Below are 15,736 nucleotides of genomic sequence, written 5' to 3'. Positions count from 1 at the left end.
CTAAATGACGTTTTGGTGACAGCCGCTAGCCGCCGGGTGGTGGTGTCCGCGCCAGGCAATAGACGTCGACCCGCCTGGCGCCAGCGCGCTTGAGCAGGCACGCCAGGCTATCGGCGGTGGCGCCGGTAGTGAGGACGTCGTCCACCAGGGCCAGATGGCGACCCTCCAGCTGGGCGTCCTGCACCAGGGCGAAGGCCTGTTTGAGATTGCGCCGCCGCTCGCTGGCGCTCAGGCCTTGCTGGCTGTGCTGTTCCTGCAGCCGCTGCAACAGTCCGCCATCCACCGGCAGTTGCAGGGCCTGGCCGAGCCAGTTGGCCAGCAGGGCGGCCTGGTTGAAGCCGCGCTGGTGCAGGCGCAAGGGTGAGAGCGGGACCGGCAGCAACAATTCCGGGCGTGGCTGGCCTTCGTCGAACAGGTGCTGCAGATGCCGCGCCAGCAGCGTCCCGGCCACGCGACCGAGACTGCCCTGGTCGCGATGCTTGAATCTGTTGATCAGGGTGTCGACTGGAAAGGCATAGCGCCAGGGCGCCAGTACCTGGTCGAAGGCCGGCGGCCCGGCCAGGCAGTTGCCGCAGAGCAGGCCGTCCACCGGCAGGGGCAGGGCGCAGCATTGGCAATGGGGCCCGAGCCAGGGCAATTCGCTGTCGCAGCCTTCGCACAGCGGCAGTCCGGCCGGAAGCCAGGCGGCGCAGAGGGCGCAACTGGTCCCGGGCCGCAGGCGTTGCCAGTGGCGCTTCATTACCTGGGAGAGCGGTGGGGGCATGACGGCATCCGTGCCGAGCGAGAGCCCTACTGTGCCAGGCGGCGCGCCTGGCGACCAGTCAGCCGCGGATCAGCCAGCTCATCACCATGAGGCCGAGAATCAGCCAGATGACGCCACCCACCACCGAGCGCGCCATGAAGGCCCGTACCGCGGCGTAGAGCAGCAACAGGCCGATGGCCAGGACCACGAAGCTGATATAGGAGTCGTCCATGCCGATGGAGCGGGCCATGCCATGGAGGAAGTCGTGCACGGCATCGGCAAGGCCGCCCAGGACCGAACCGAACAGATCGATGATGAAACGGATGACCTGGCCGAGCGCGGCGCCGAGCCAGTCGAAGAAGCCTTCAGTACGCATGGATGTTCCCGGATCCTTGGCAATGTCCCTTGGAACCCGCGAAGCCCGCCGGGTTCGCTGGTGATCCGCGCTACACTGCGCGTTTTCCGCAGTGTCTCTCAAGTTCCTAGTGATGACAGCTACCGACGCGCTACCTCTGATCCTGCTTCCCGGCCTGCTCTGTGACCAGCGTCTCTGGGCCATCCAGGCCGCCGACCTGGCCGATACCTGCCCGGTGCTTATCCCCGATCTCACCCGCGATCTGGGTATCGCCGCCCTGGCGCGCCGGGTGCTGGCCGAGGCGCCGCCGCGCTTCGCCCTGGGCGCCCTGTCCATGGGCGGCTATGTGGCCTTCGAGATTCTGCGCCAGGCGCCGGAGCGGGTGGTGCGGCTGGCGCTGTTCGACACCATGGCCAGCCCGGATGCCCCCGAGCGCGCCGCCCAGCGCCGCGCCATGCTTGACCTGGCCGAGCGCGGGCGCTTTCTCGGCATCAGTCCGCAACTGCTGCCGCGCCTGATCCACGCCTCGCGCCTGGGCACGCCGGTCGCTGACACCGTGCTGGCCATGGGCAAGGCGGTGGGCAAGGAAGCCTTCCTGCGTCAGCAGCAGTCCATCATCGACCGCCCCGACTCGCGGCCCACCTTGGCGCAGATCCGCATACCGACCCTGATCGTGGTCGGCGCCCAGGACCAGCTCACCCCGCCGGCTGAAGCCGAACTCATGCACGCCGGTATCCAGGACTCGCGGCTGGTGGTACTGGACAGCTGCGGCCACCTGCCGCCGCTGGAACTGCCGGAGCGGACCACGGCGCTGCTGCGGGAATGGCTGGCCTGACCCCTCGTCGCGGGCGCTGAACCCGGGCGGCAGGCGGGCCTCCATTGGCAAAGCCTTGAGGGAGTCCCGTATGCCGCGTCGTCCACCGCTGTCCGTCCTTTCCCTGGTGCTTGGCCTCGCCCCCACTGCCGTGGCCCTGGCCGCGCCGGTGGGGACCGGTCAGCCCGAGCACCTGCACTTCGCCGATGACGGCGTCATCCCCAACAGCCGCCTGCCCGTGCTCCTCTATCGCCAGGTTCCTCTGGAAGGAACCGACCGCACGGCGGCGCTGGAGCGACTGTTCGCCGACAACGCCTGGCCGCCGCAGTGGCGCTATGGCGTCTACGACTACCATCACTATCACCCCAATGCCCATGAGGCCCTGGGTGTGGCCCGTGGTCAGGCGACCCTGCGTCTGGGCGGCGAGCAGGGGCAGGATGTGGCGGTGACCGCGGGTGATGTGGTGGTACTGCCGGCGGGTACCGGGCACCGCAATCTGGAGTCCAGTGCGGACTTCCTGGTGGTGGGCGCCTATCCGCCCGATCAACAGGACTTCATCACCCAACGCGCCGATCCGGCCGCCCATGCGCGTTCGGTCGAACTGATCGCCCAGGTGCCCTTGCCCACGAGCGACCCGGTGAGCGGGCGCGAGGGCGCGCTGCCCACGCTGTGGCGCTAACAGAGTCGCGTCAGGGTGGCTTCGTCTGGCTGGCCGGCGAAAAAGGTCTTCAGCGCCTGGCGAAAGGGCTCGGGGTCTTCGGCCACGGCGGCGAAGAGGGTCAGGCTGGAGTGAAACTTGAGATCGTCCGGCTGCCCGAACAGCGCCGTGGCGGACAGCTCAGGATGTTCCAGTGCCGCCGCGGTGATCTCGCGCAGTCGCGATCCCAGCAGCGGATGTGCAAGGTAGGCACTGGCCTCGTCGCGGGAGGCGATGGCGTAGTGCTGGGCGGTCTCGCTGCGCCCCAGTCCCTGGATCTGCGGAAAGATGAACCACATCCAGTGGCTGCGCTTGCGCCCGGCGCGGATCTCCGCCAGGGCGGTGGCATAGGTGTCGGCCTGGGCGTCGAGGAAACGTTGCAGATCGTGAGTGGCGGGCATGGGGGAAACTCCGGGCCTTTTGCCTATCGGCAGGTCAGCCCGGAGGAAGTGCCGGCCAAGGGACGAGCGGTCTAGCTGCGGATCGTCTGGTAGCGAGCCTCAGCGCCGTCGCCGGCCTCGTCCAGATCGATCCGCGAGGTCTCCGGCAGGCTCAGGCCACCGACCAGGCCGAGTAGGGCGACCAGGATCAGGTAGAGCGCCGGTGAGAGATTGCTGCCGGTGGCGCCGATCAGCCAGGTCGCCATCAGTGGCGCGGTGCCGCCGAAGATGGTGTAGGCCAGGTTGTAGGTGATGGCGCCCGCGGTGTAGCGGGTGCGGGTCGGAAAGATCTCGCTGAGCAGCGGCGCGGTCACCACGTTGCACAGCACCGCGCCGGCGCCCAGCAATAGGGAGCCCAGCAGGGCACTGCCGAATTGGCCGCTGCTGGCCAGCAGCAAGGCCGGATAGACGCCTACCGCCAATACTAGGCTGGCCAGCACCGTGGTCATGCGCCGCCCGATGCGATCGGTGACGCGCCCCAGCACCGGACAGGCGGCCGCGGCGGCGAACAGGGTGATCAGGCTGATGGCCAGGGCCGCGGCCCGGTCGAAGCCGCCGGCCAGTTGCAGGTAGGTGGAGAAGTAGGTGGTGAACATATAGAAGGACAGCGCCGTCAGCGAGATGAAGGCGCCCAGGCGCAGGATCGAGCGACCCTGCAGCCGGAGCGTCTCGCCCAGCGGCGAATGGCTGACCTCATGGTCGGCTTCCAGCGCCTGGAAGGCCGGCGTCTCGTCCAGCTTCAGGCGCAGGTAGAGGCCGATCAGACCCAGCGGCGCGGCGGCCAGGAAAGGGATGCGCCAGCCCCAGTCGGCCATGACCGCGGCGCCCAGCAGCCGCTCCAGGCCCCAGGCGGTCAGGGCGGCGCTGGCGAAGGCGAGAAAGGTCGAGACCGGCACGAAGCTGCCATAGCGTCCGCGACGATCGCGCGGCGAATGCTCCATCACGTAGGCGCAGGCGCCGGCGTATTCGCCCCCGGCGGAAAAGCCCTGGGCGCAACGGATCAGCGTCAGCAGGATCGGTGCCCAGATGCCGATGGTGGCGTAGCTGGGCAGGATGCCGATCAGGGCGGTGGCGCCGGCCATGATCAGGATGGTCAGCGCCAGGGTACGCTTGCGGCCGATGCGGTCGCCCAGCAGGCCGAAGACGATGCCGCCCAATGGGCGAAAGGCGAAGGCCACGGCAAAGACGGCAAAGGTCTTGAGCAGGCCGGCAGTGGCATCCCCACTGGGAAAGAAGTGCGCCGCGAGCAGAGTGGCGAGAAAGCCGTAGAGGGCGAAATCGAACCATTCGACGAAGTTGCCGATGGACGCGGCGGAGATGACCTTGCGCAGGGTGGCGGGTGAAACGGGGGTCGCTGTCTGGCTCATGGCGGGCCTCAGGAAAGGGAGGAGACGGAGGCAGAAATGAAGCGCCTGGTTTTATTGTCATGAAGTCGGGGCGTACCGCAGGATCGACCCTAGTCCTTTTCCCGTGATCGAGCAGTCCCGCCAGCGACTTGTCCACCGTTGGAACCGACTTCAGGAGCCCAACCATGCCCATGACCACCACCTATGCGGAGCGGGAACCCGCCCGCGCCGACGTCGATGCCCTGCCCGGGGTGACCCTGCTGGAATTCGGCGCACCCTGGTGCGGCCACTGTCGCGCCGCCCAGCCGCTGCTTGCCACGGCCCTGGCAGAGCATCCCACCGTGCGCCATCTCAAGATCGAGGATGGCTCCGGGCGCCGCCTGGGGCGCTCTTTCCGCGTCAAGCTCTGGCCGACCTTGATCGTCGTCAAGGAAGGCCAGGAGCTGGCGCGGCTGGTACGTCCGACCGGGGCGGCAGAACTGCGCGAAGCCCTGGCCCTGGCGGACTGACCGGTCGTTCCGCTCGTCCTCGCCGCGCTTGACAAGGCCGGGGCTGGAACATTAGTTTCAAACGACTGTTTAAACGCCCTGGCGGCGGGTCCGTAGCGACGCTGCCGCCACCCTCGACAACAAGCATTCGCAAAGAGGTAACAGTCATGCCCGATTACAAAGCCCCCCTGCGGGACATCCGCTTCGTTCGCGACGAACTCCTGGGCTATGACGCGCACTACCAGAGCCTGCCCGGTTGCGGCGATGCCACCCCCGACATGGTTTCCGCCATCCTCGAAGAGGGCGCCAAGTTCTGCGAACAGGTCCTAGCGCCGCTCAATCGCATCGGCGACCAGCAGGGCTGCACCTGGAGCGAAGAGGGCGTGAAGACCCCCGATGGCTTCAAGGAAGCCTATGCCCAGTTCGTCGAGGGCGGCTGGCCGAGCCTGGCGCACAACCCGGCCCACGGTGGCCAGGGCCTGCCCGAGTCCCTCGGCATCTCCCTGTCGGAAATGGTCGGCCAGGCCAACTGGTCCTGGGGCATGTACCCCGGCCTGTCCCACGGTGCCATGAACACCCTGGAGCAGCACGGCACCGACGAGCAGAAGCATACCTACCTGGAAAAGCTGGTGACCGGCGAATGGACCGGCACCATGTGCCTGACCGAACCCCACTGCGGTTCCGACCTGGGCATGCTGCGCACCAAGGCCGAGCCGCGTGCGGACGGCAGCTACGCCATCACTGGCACCAAGATCTTCATCTCCGCCGGTGAGCACGACATGGCCGAGAACATCGTCCACATCGTGCTGGCCCGCCTGCCCGATGCCCCTGCCGGCACCAAGGGCATCTCGCTGTTCATCGTGCCCAAGCGCCTGCCCGACGCCAGCGGCGCGGCCGGTGAGCGCAACGCCGTGCACTGCGGTTCCCTCGAACACAAGATGGGTATCCACGGCAACGCCACCTGCGTGATGAACTTCGACGGCGCCACCGGTTTCCTGATCGGCCCGCCGAACCGTGGCCTGAACTGCATGTTCACCTTCATGAACTTCGCTCGCGTCGGTACCGCTCTGCAGGGTCTGGCCCATGCCGAGGTAGCCTTCCAGGGCGGTCTGAAGTATGCCCGCGAGCGTTTGCAGATGAGATCCCTGACCGGTCCCAAGGCCCCCGAGAAGCCCGCCGATCCGATCATCGTGCACCCCGACGTGCGCCGCATGCTGCTGACCATCAAGGCCTTCGCCGAAGGCAGCCGGGCGATGATCTACTACACCGCCAAGCTGGTGGACATCCTCAAGTACAGCCAGGACGAGGAGCAGAAGCAGCAGGCCGAGACCCAGATGGCCTTCCTCACCCCCATCGCCAAGGCCTTCATGACCGAGGTCGGCTTCGAGGCGGCGAGCCACGGCGTGCAGATCTATGGCGGCCACGGCTACATCGCCGAGTGGGGTATGGAGCAGAACCTGCGCGATGCGCGCATCGCCATGCTCTACGAGGGCACCACCGGCATCCAGGCCATCGACCTGCTGGGTCGCAAGGTACTGATGACCCAGGGTGAGTCGCTCAAGGCCTTCACCAAGGTGGTGCACAAGTTCTGCCAGGCCCAGGCCGAGAATGCCGACCTCAAGGCCTTCGTCGAGCCGCTGGCCAAGCTGAACAAGGAGTGGGGCGAGATCACCCTCAAGGTCGGCATGGCCGCCATGAAGGATCGCGAGGAGGTGGGTGCCGCCGCCGTCGACTACCTGATGTACTCCGGCTATGTCTGCCTGGCCTACTTCTGGGCCGACATGGCCCGGGTCGCCGCCGAGAAGCTGGCCGCCGGTACCGACGAGGCCGCCTTCTACCAGGCCAAGCTGGCCACCGCGCGCTTCTACTATGAGCGCCTGCTGCCCCGTACCCGCGCCCATGCCGAGGCGTTGCTGGCCGGCGCCGGCAGCCTGATGGCCCTGGCCGAGGAAGACTTCGCGCTCGGTTACTAAGGGCACGAAGCTCCTCTGAAAACCCCGCTCCGGCGGGGTTTTCGCTTTTTCACGCATGCGAAAAAGCCAGCCGGCGCGGACTTCCGATCGGCTGACCGTCAGGTCAGATCATGAACCTATGTCTCCCTTCCGGTTCGGTCTTACACTCGAGTCATACCGACAAGAACACCTTCCGAGGAGACTCGACATGGCTGACTACACCCCGCCGCTTCGCGATATCCGTTTCGTGCTGGATGCCGTCCTCAAGGTCAAGGACCGCTGGAGTCAGTGGCCTGCCCTGGCCGAGGTGGTGGACGGCGAGACCGCCGATGCCATCCTCGAAGAAGCCGGCAAGCTGTGCGCCCAGGAACTGGCGCCGCTCAATCGTAATTCCGATGAAGAAGGCTGCCACTGGAAAGACGGCGAAGTGACCACCCCCCAGGGTTTCCGCCAGGCCTACCAGGCCTTTGCCGAAGGTGGCTGGGTCGGGGTCGGTGGCGATCCCGAATACGGCGGCATGGGCATGCCCAAGGTGCTTACCGCCCAGGTCGAGGAGATGATGCACGCCAGCTGCCTGGCCTTCGGTCTTTATCCGATGCTCAGCGCTGGCGCCTGCCTGGCCCTGCACGCCCATGGCAGCGAGGCGCTCAAGCAGGCCTACCTGCCCAACCTCTACAGCGGCCAGTGGGCCGGCTCCATGTGCCTGACCGAGCCCCATGCCGGCACCGACCTGGGTCTGATCCGCACCCGCGCCGAGCCCCAGGCCGACGGCAGCTACCGGGTCACCGGCACCAAGATCTTCATCACCGCCGGCGAGCACGACCTCACCGAGAACATCATCCATCTGGTGCTGGCCAAGCTGCCCGATGCTCCGGCCGGCTCTCGGGGCATCTCGCTGTTCCTGGTGCCCAAGATCCTGGTGGACGAGGCGGGCGCCCTGGGCGCGCGCAACGCCGTGGCCTGCGGCTCGCTGGAACACAAGATGGGCATCAAGGGCGCCGCCACCTGCGTGATGAACTTCGACGGTGCTGTGGGCTATCTGGTGGGCGAGGTCAACAAGGGCCTGGCCGCCATGTTCACCATGATGAACTACGAGCGCCTGGGAGTTGGCATCCAGGGCCTGGGGTCGAGCGAGCGCTCCTACCAGAATGCCCTGGCCTATGCCCGCGAGCGCCTGCAGAGCCGCTCGCCTGCCGGTATCCAGCAGGCCGCCAAGAACGCCGATCCCATCATCGTCCATCCCGATGTCCGGCGCATGCTGCTGACCATGAAGGCCCTGAACGAAGGCGGCCGGCTGTTCTCCAGCTATGTCGCCCTGCAACTCGACACCGCCAAGTACAGCCCCGAGCCCGTCGAGCGCGAACGCGCCGAAGCCCTGGTGGCGCTGTTGACCCCGGTCGCCAAGGGCTTCCTCACCGATCTCGGCCTGGAGCTTTGCGTGGCGGGTCAGCAGGTGTTCGGCGGCCATGGCTACATCCGTGAATGGGGCCAGGAGCAGTTGGTGCGTGACGTGCGCATCACCCAGATCTACGAGGGCACCAACGGTATCCAGGCGCTCGACCTGGTCGGCCGCAAGCTGGCCGGCAGTCGTGGCGCCCTCTACCGGCCCTTCAGCGAAGAGGTCCATGGCTATCTCGCCAGCCTGCCGGCGGACAGCGAATTCGCCGCGCCCCTGCGCCAGGCGCTGGATCAACTGGACGGCGCGACCGAGTGGCTGCTGCAGGCGGGTACCACCGACCCTCATGAGCTCGGCGCCGCCTCGGTGGATTACCTGCATCTGTTCGGCTATGTCGCCTATGCCTATCTCTGGGCACGGGCCGCGGCTGCCGCGGCGGATCAGGAAGCCAGCTTCGCCGAAGCCAAGCTGGCTACCGCACGCTTCTATTTCGCCCGTCTGCTGCCGCGCACCCTGAGCCTGGCCGCCGCCGTGCGCAGTGGCGCCCAGCCGCTCTACGCCCTGGCTGAGGAGGGCTTCTAAGCTGTTGACCGGCAAGGTGAAAAGCCATGCCGTGTAAGCTTTGGCTTACATGACGTCGCCGCGATAAGCCATCGCCTAGTCCATGGGAGCTGCGTAATCTACACCCATCGGATCGCGGTACAGGATGTACCCAGCGCTCCAGATGATTTCAAGGAAATGTGGCCAGGATGGCCCCCCGGCAAGGATGTCGGGCAGAGACTTACAGGGATAGATGGCCAAGGATTGGCGGCCCGACAAGGATGTCGGGTTAAGTCTGCGAAACCCCGCTTCGGCGGGGTTTTTTATTGCCTGCCGGAACCTGATTCGGGCGTACCAGTCTTAGAGGCATCTTCTTGCCCACCCACTACTGGAGCCTGAAATGGACCTCATCCGCCTTATCTTTGCCATCATCCTCCCTCCCGTGGGCGTCTTCCTGCAGGTTGGCCTCGGCGGAGCCTTCTGGCTGAACATCCTGTTGACGCTGCTGGGTTACATTCCGGGTATCATCCATGCCGTCTGGGTGATTGCCCGTCGCTGACCAGAGGCGCGGACGCGCGTTGCGTGTCTCGATCGATCAGTTGAGCTGCGAGCCCGCTGCAACGGAGGCGACGACGCCAGCGCCGCTGGTGTCCATGTCCGGCCAGCGCGTGTTCTGCAGGCTTTTCGAGAGAACCCTGCCAAGGCGTGGCAGGGTTCCGATCGGTCTTCGGTCGTGCCTCGGCGGATGACGGCAACCCCGCAGATAGAGGCCTAGTCGCCGCCGACCGTTTCGTCCTGTACAAGGCTTTCAGACCTCATGAATCGCGAGTCGCCCCTCGATCAGAAGCTCTTCAGCCAGATCCTCAAGCGCAATCTTTCCCTGCCCCTGAGTATCGGTGTCTTCAGCGCGATCTTCTTCATCGCCATCATCTATTACCTACTGAAGGTCACGCAGTGGGTCGAGCACACCGACCGCGTCATCAGCGAGGCCAACGCCAACTTCCGCTTGGTGGTCGATCTGGAAACCGGGATGCGCGGCTATCTGCTGAGCGGCAATACCAGCTTTCTGCAGCCTTATGAGCGCGCCCTGCCCAATGTCGAGCCGCAACTCGATGAGCTGAAGAATCTGGTCAGCGACAGTGCCGTGCAGATTCGCCGACTGGAGCGGATCGAGGCGGTGCACCGCGAGTGGCGCCAATACGCCAGCCAGGTGATCGAGGCGCGCCGCATTGGGGGGGATTTCCAGACACCGCTGAGCGATGGTCAGGGCAAGAATCGCATCGACAGCATCCGTCGCGACTACACCGACTTCATCGCCTACGAAGAGCAGATGCGCGCCGAGCGCACCCAGACGGCCAGCCGCATGACGGTGATCTTCGTCGCCGCCTTCCTCATCGTCAGCCTGCTGTTGTCGGGCATCATGGCCTTCTTTGGTCGCCGGGAACTCATGCGGCTCTCCGCGACCTATACCCGGCTGCTCGATCAGCAGGCCGAGCACACCGACAACCTGGAGCGGCAGAGCTGGTTCCGCTCCGGCCAGAATCAGCTGTCGGAAGCGGTCATCGGCCAGGCGTCGCTGGCGCCGCTGGGCCAGAGCATCCTGCAATTTCTGGCGCGCTATCTGGGCGCCGCGGCCGGCGCGCTCTATGTGCGTCTCGACGATGGCAGCCTGGAGCGCGTCGCCGACTATGCCCTGGACGACGAGGGGCGCCGCCGTCGCCAGCGCCTGACACCGGGCGAGGGCCTGGCCGGTCAGGCCGTCCTGGACGGTCGCCCCATGGCGCTCGACCAGCTGCCCGTCGACTACCTCAAGGTCAACTCGGCGCTGGGTGAACGCCAGGCCAGCGCGGCGCTCATCGTACCCATCGAGAACGATGGCCGGGTAAATGGCGTGGTGGAACTGGGTTTCCTGCGTGCTCTGCGTCCGCAGGACGAAGAACTACTGACCCTGATCGCCGATTCCATTGGTTCCTCGGTGGAAGCCGCGCGCTATCGCCAGCGCCTGCAGCAGGTACTGGCGGAAACCCAGCAGCTCAACGAAGAGCTGCAGGTGCAGCAGGAAGAGTTGCGCACCGCCAACGAAGAGCTGGAAGAGCAGTCCCAGGCGCTCAAGGAATCCCAGGTCCATCTGGAACAGCAGCAGGCCGAACTGGAGCAGACCAACGAGCAGCTGTCCGAGCAGGCCCAGGAACTGCTGCAACAGCGCGATGTGCTGGATGACCGCAACAATCGCCTGAACGAGGCCCAGCAATTGCTGGAGGACCGTGCGCGTGAGCTGGAGCGGGCCAGTCAGTACAAGTCCGAATTCCTGGCGAACATGTCCCACGAGCTGCGCACGCCGCTGAACAGCTCGCTGATCCTGTCCAAGTTGCTGGCGGACAACCCGGCCGGCAACCTGAGCGGCGAGCAGGTGCGCTACGCCGAGTCCATCTATTCGGCGGGCATCGATCTGCTCACCCTGATCAACGACATTCTCGACATCTCCAAGGTCGAGGCCGGCATGCTGGAGATCCGCCCGGAGCAGATGTCCGTGCGCCGCCTGGTGGAAGCCCTGAAGACCGCCTTCGAGCCGGTGGCCCAGAACAAGGGCGTTGGCTTTGAGGTGGAGCTGGACGCGCAGATGCCAACGTCCTTCTTCAGCGATCGGCAACGGGTCGAGCAGATCCTCAAGAACCTCCTGTCCAACGCCTTCAAGTTCACCGAACACGGCCAGGTTACCCTGCGCCTGTCCCTGGAGGATGGCCAGCCCAGCTTCGCCGTCAGGGATACCGGCATCGGTATCGCCGCCGAGCAGCAGGAGCTGATCTTCGAAGCCTTCCGCCAGGCGGACGGCGCCATCACCCGTCGCTATGGCGGTACCGGGCTCGGGCTGTCGATCTCCCGCGACCTGGCGCTGTTGCTGGGCGGTACGCTGAGCGTCACCAGCCAGCCGGGCGAGGGCAGTACCTTCACCCTGCGTCTGCCGCTGGAATACCAGGAAGCCGCTGCGCCCACTCTGCCAGTGACGCCGATGAGTGCGCCTGCCGTGGCTACCACTCCGGTGTCCGTGCCCACGCCCCTGGCGACCCTGGCCGCTACACCGCGTCCGCCCGCGCCGGCGCCGGTCACCGAGGCGGCGGCACCCGTGGGTGCCGCCTTCGCCGACGACCGAGACAACTGGCCCTATCCGGATCGCCGGGTGCTGGTGATCGAGGACGAAGTGCCCTTCGCCCAGATCCTCTTCGATCTCGCCCATGAGCTGAAGTACAGCTGCCTGGTCGCCCATCGTGCCGAGGAAGGCTTCGCCATCGCCCTGGAATACCGCCCCGACGCCATCCTGCTGGACATGGGGCTGCCGGATCATTCCGGCCTCACGGTGCTGGAGCGGCTCAAGGAAAATCCGCTAACCCGCCATATCCCGGTGCACGTGGTCTCGGCCTCGGATCGCATCGAGACCGCCATGCACATGGGCGCGGTCGGCTACGCCATCAAGCCCACCACCCGCGACGAATTGCGCGAGGCCTTCACCCGCCTGGAAGCCAAGTTCGCCGCCGGCATCAAGCGGGTGCTGCTGGTGGAGGACGATGCCCTCCAGCGCGACAGCATCGCCAAGCTGATCGGCGACGTGGACGTGGAGATCACCGCGGTGGAGATGGGCAGCCAGGCCCTAGAGCTGCTGCGCGACGAGGTCTACGACTGTATGGTCATCGACCTCAAGCTGCCCGACATGGAGGGCGGCGAATTGCTCGAACGCATGGCCAGCGAAGACATCTGCTCCTTCCCGCCGGTCATCGTCTACACCGGTCGCAGCCTGACCCGCGATGAAGAAGCGGCGCTGCTCAAGTATTCGCGCTCCATCATCATCAAGGGCGCGCGCTCGCCGGAGCGTCTGCTGGACGAGGTGACCCTGTTCCTGCACAAGATCGAGGCCGACATGCCGCTCGATCGCCAGCGCATGCTGGAAAGCGCCCGCAGCCGCGAAAAGGCCTTCGACGGCCGCACCCTGCTGCTGGTGGACGACGACGTGCGCAACATCTTCGCGCTCACCAGTGCCCTGGAGCAGAAGGGCGCCAAGGTGGAGATCGCCCGCAACGGCCTGGAAGCGCTGGAGAAGCTCGACAACAGCGACACCATCGACCTGGTGCTTATGGACATCATGATGCCGATGATGGACGGCTACGAAGCCATGCGCGAGATCCGCAAGCGGCCGCACATGAAGAAGCTGCCGATCATCGCCATCACCGCCAAGGCCATGAAGGACGATCAGGAACGCTGCCTCGCCGCCGGCGCCAGCGACTACCTGGCCAAGCCCATCGACCTGGACCGGCTGTTCTCGCTGATCCGCGTCTGGATGCCGTCCTTGGAGCGGCTGTAGGTCATGAACGAACGGCTGCAGGACATCGAGCTGAGGTTGTTGCTGGAAGGCATCTTCCTGAGATACAGCCACGACTTCCGCAATTACTCGAAGGCCTCGCTTAAGCGCCGGGTGCTGCAGGCGCTGACACGCTTCGACTGCCCGAGCATCTCGGCGCTGCAGGAGCGGGTGCTGCGCGATCCGGCGCTGTTCGCCGAGCTGCTGCAATTCATCACTATCCCGGTGAGCGAGATGTTTCGCGATCCGGGTTACTTCCTCGCCCTGCGTCAGCAGGTGGTGCCGGTGCTGCGCACCTATCCTTCGCTCAAGGTATGGATCGCCGGCTGCAGCACCGGCGAGGAAGTCTTCTCCATGGCCATCCTGTTCCAGGAAGAGGGGCTGCTCGACCGCACGCTCTTCTATGCCACCGACATCAATCCGCGCTCCATGGAAAAGGCTCGCCAGGGCATCTTTCCGCTGGAGCGGATGCGCGCCTACACCGCCAGCTACCAGAAGGCCGGCGGTACCCGCGCCTTTTCCGACTATTACACCGCGGCCTACGACGGCGCCCTGTTCGACAAGTCGCTGATCGCCAACGTGACCTTCGCCGACCACAGCCTGGCCACCGACAGCGTCTTTTCCGAGACCCAGCTGGTGTCCTGCCGCAACGTGCTCATCTACTTCAACAAGAATCTGCAGAATCGGGCGCTCGGCCTGTTCCACGAGTCCCTGAGTCACCGCGGCTTTCTCGGCCTGGGCAGCAAGGAGTCGCTGGACTTCTCCGCCTATGCCAGTCACTTCGAGCCGGTGGTGAAGCAGGAACGGCTGTTCCGCAGGCTCTAGCATGTTCCCGCCCCGCAAACCCTTGCGCCTCATCGTCATCGGAGCCTCGGCCGGCGGGCTGCAGGTGCTGCTGCGCCTGCTCTCGCCTCTGCCGGCCAGTTTTCGCCTACCGCTGGCGGTGGTGCTGCACCTGCCGGACGACCGCAATTCGCGCCTGGCCGAGTTGTTCCAGGCGCGGCTGGCCCTGCGGGTACGCGAAGCCGAGGACAAGGACGCTATACTGCCCGGCACCCTGTATTTCGCGCCGCCGGGTTATCACCTGCTGGTGGAGGACGACTTCACCCTGTCGCTGTCACGCGACGAGCCGGTGCAGTTTTCCCGGCCGTCCATCGATGTCTTGTTCGAAAGCGCGGCCGATGCCCTGGGCGAGCAGGTCTGCGGCGTCCTGCTCACCGGTGCCAACCACGACGGCGCCAGCGGCCTGCATGCCCTGGCTCAGAACGGCGCGGTGACCGTCGTCCAGTCGCCGCAATCGGCCGAGGTGCCGACCATGCCCGAGGCGGCGTTGAAGAGATTCCACCCGGATTTCGTGCTGGATGTGCCGGGCATCCATCTATTGCTCACCGAGCTGGAACGCGACCATGGCTGATGTACCCGTCGAACAGGCGAAGATCCTGCTCGTAGACGACCTGCCGGAGAATCTCCTGGCACTGGAAGCCCTGCTGCGCAGCGAGGCGCTGGAGATCTTCCAGGCCACCTCCGCCGAAGCCGCGTTGGAGCTCCTGCTGATGCACGAATTCGCCCTGGCGATCCTCGATGTGCAGATGCCGGGCATGAACGGCTTCGAACTGGCGGAGATGATGCGCGGCCTGGAAAAGACCCGGCACATTCCCATCGTCTTCGTCAGCGCCGCCGGTCGCGATCTCAACTATGCCTTCAAGGGCTACGAGAGCGGTGCGGTGGACTTCCTGCACAAGCCCCTCGACGTCCATGCGGTCAAGAGCAAGACCCGGGTCTTCGTCGACCTCTACTGGCACCGCAAGCGCCTGGCCGAGCAACTGGTGGCCCTGGAACAGAGTCGTCAGGAGCAGGAGATCCTGCTGGCCGAGTTACGCCAGACCCAGGTGGAGCTGCAGCAGGCGGTGCGCACCCGGGACGACTTCATGTCCATGGTTTCCCATGAACTCAAGACCCCGCTCAATACCCTGATGCTCGAAGCCCAGCTGCGCCGCATGTACCTGGACAAGGGCAAACTGGAAGCCTTCACCCCCGACAAGCTGGCCGGCATGGCCGAGCGCGACGAGCGGCAGATCCAGCGCCTGGTGCACCTGATCGACGACATGCTCGACATCTCGCGCATCCGCACCGGCAAGCTGTCCATCCGTCCCACGCAATGCGATCTCGCCGCCCTGGTCAACACCGTGGTGGACAGCTTCGCCTCGCAATTCGCCGCCGCCGGCTGTCCGGTGGAGCTGCACGCCGAAAGCCCGGCGCCCGGCTTCTGGGACGAATTCCGCATCGAGCAGGTGATCACCAACCTGCTGACCAACGCCATGAGATACGGTGCCGGCCGCCCGGTGGAAATCTCCCTGCGCTGCGACGGGACCGAGGTGGAACTCAGCGTCAAGGACCATGGCATCGGCATCCCGGTGGAGCACCAGGCGCTGATCTTCCGCCAGTTCGAGCGCGCCAGTGGTACCGAGAACATCGCCGGCCTGGGCCTCGGGCTCTATATCGCCGACCAGATCGTCAAGGCGCACCGCGGCAGTCTGCACGTGGAAAGCATCGCCGGACAGGGCGCGACGTTCAGGCTAAGGCTGCCCTGCCTGTCCGCTTAGGTAGCATTGACA

General features: G+C 65.8%; 14 protein-coding genes. 10 read left to right on the top strand and 4 right to left on the bottom strand.

What is annotated here, in order from left to right; translation table 11 throughout:
• Positions 1 to 25: 25 nt before the first annotated feature.
• Positions 26 to 739, bottom strand: a complete 714-nt coding sequence (locus LRS53_RS20475) for a ComF family protein (RefSeq protein WP_231357254.1) — start codon at positions 737 to 739, stop codon at positions 26 to 28.
• A gap of 82 nt (positions 740 to 821) precedes the next feature.
• Positions 822 to 1,118 carry a hypothetical protein gene (locus LRS53_RS20470; RefSeq protein WP_007159771.1) on the bottom strand — a complete coding sequence of 99 codons (297 nt, stop codon included), beginning with the start codon at positions 1,116 to 1,118 and terminating at the stop codon, positions 822 to 824.
• A 112-nt stretch (positions 1,119 to 1,230) separates the two neighbouring features.
• Here LRS53_RS20470 and LRS53_RS20465 point away from each other — a divergent pair, with 112 nt between their 5' ends.
• Entirely contained in the window at positions 1,231 to 1,932 is a 702-nt protein-coding gene (locus tag LRS53_RS20465; RefSeq protein WP_184288847.1) for an alpha/beta fold hydrolase, read from the top strand.
• Between the two features lie 70 nt (positions 1,933 to 2,002).
• Positions 2,003 to 2,590: a cupin domain-containing protein gene (locus tag LRS53_RS20460; protein ID WP_231357137.1), complete on the top strand. Its 588-nt coding sequence runs from the start codon at positions 2,003 to 2,005 to the stop codon at positions 2,588 to 2,590.
• Here LRS53_RS20460 and LRS53_RS20455 read toward each other — a convergent pair.
• Together LRS53_RS20455 and LRS53_RS20450 are read right to left on the bottom strand one after the other, a co-directional pair.
• Positions 2,587 to 3,009: a DUF1810 domain-containing protein gene (locus LRS53_RS20455; RefSeq protein ID WP_173149736.1), complete on the bottom strand. Its 423-nt coding sequence runs from the start codon at positions 3,007 to 3,009 to the stop codon at positions 2,587 to 2,589. The two genes, LRS53_RS20460 and LRS53_RS20455, sit on opposite strands and share 4 nt — an antisense overlap.
• A gap of 71 nt (positions 3,010 to 3,080) precedes the next feature.
• On the bottom strand, positions 3,081 to 4,415 hold the full coding sequence (locus tag LRS53_RS20450) for an MFS transporter (RefSeq protein ID WP_017639543.1): 1,335 nt from the start codon (positions 4,413 to 4,415) through the stop codon (positions 3,081 to 3,083).
• 164 nt (positions 4,416 to 4,579) lie between these two features.
• Between LRS53_RS20450 and LRS53_RS20445 the strand changes: the two genes are divergently transcribed.
• From LRS53_RS20445 to LRS53_RS20410, 8 genes are all read left to right on the top strand, one after another.
• Entirely contained in the window at positions 4,580 to 4,903 is a 324-nt protein-coding gene (locus LRS53_RS20445) for a thioredoxin family protein (protein WP_231357136.1), read from the top strand.
• Between the two features lie 146 nt (positions 4,904 to 5,049).
• The gene (locus tag LRS53_RS20440; protein ID WP_017639541.1) at positions 5,050 to 6,855 is read left to right on the top strand and encodes a phenylacyl-CoA dehydrogenase; all 1,806 of its coding nucleotides are present in this window, start codon (positions 5,050 to 5,052) and stop codon (positions 6,853 to 6,855) included.
• Positions 6,856 to 7,042: 187 nt separating this feature from the next.
• On the top strand, positions 7,043 to 8,812 hold the full coding sequence (locus LRS53_RS20435) for an acyl-CoA dehydrogenase C-terminal domain-containing protein (protein WP_231357135.1): 1,770 nt from the start codon (positions 7,043 to 7,045) through the stop codon (positions 8,810 to 8,812).
• A gap of 358 nt (positions 8,813 to 9,170) precedes the next feature.
• Positions 9,171 to 9,329, top strand: coding sequence for a YqaE/Pmp3 family membrane protein (locus LRS53_RS20430; protein WP_231357134.1), 159 nt, complete (start codon positions 9,171 to 9,173; stop codon positions 9,327 to 9,329).
• A 258-nt stretch (positions 9,330 to 9,587) separates the two neighbouring features.
• Positions 9,588 to 13,124, top strand: coding sequence for a response regulator (locus tag LRS53_RS20425; RefSeq protein ID WP_231357133.1), 3,537 nt, complete (start codon positions 9,588 to 9,590; stop codon positions 13,122 to 13,124).
• 3 nt (positions 13,125 to 13,127) lie between these two features.
• On the top strand, positions 13,128 to 13,946 hold the full coding sequence (locus tag LRS53_RS20420; RefSeq protein WP_231357132.1) for a CheR family methyltransferase: 819 nt from the start codon (positions 13,128 to 13,130) through the stop codon (positions 13,944 to 13,946).
• A 1-nt stretch (position 13,947) separates the two neighbouring features.
• Positions 13,948 to 14,535 carry a chemotaxis protein CheB gene (locus LRS53_RS20415; protein ID WP_017639537.1) on the top strand — a complete coding sequence of 196 codons (588 nt, stop codon included), beginning with the start codon at positions 13,948 to 13,950 and terminating at the stop codon, positions 14,533 to 14,535.
• Positions 14,528 to 15,724, top strand: coding sequence for a hybrid sensor histidine kinase/response regulator (locus LRS53_RS20410; RefSeq protein WP_064306820.1), 1,197 nt, complete (start codon positions 14,528 to 14,530; stop codon positions 15,722 to 15,724). The genes LRS53_RS20415 and LRS53_RS20410 overlap by 8 nt, the downstream gene beginning before the upstream one ends.
• Positions 15,725 to 15,736: the final 12 nt, after the last annotated feature.

This window comes from Pseudomonas sp. PLB05 (assembly GCF_021106615.1).
Lineage (GTDB): Bacteria > Pseudomonadota > Gammaproteobacteria > Pseudomonadales > Pseudomonadaceae > Chryseomonas > Chryseomonas benzopyrenica.
The sequence above is the reverse complement of the archived record's forward strand: the minus strand, read 5'-3'. Positions and strand labels throughout refer to the sequence as shown.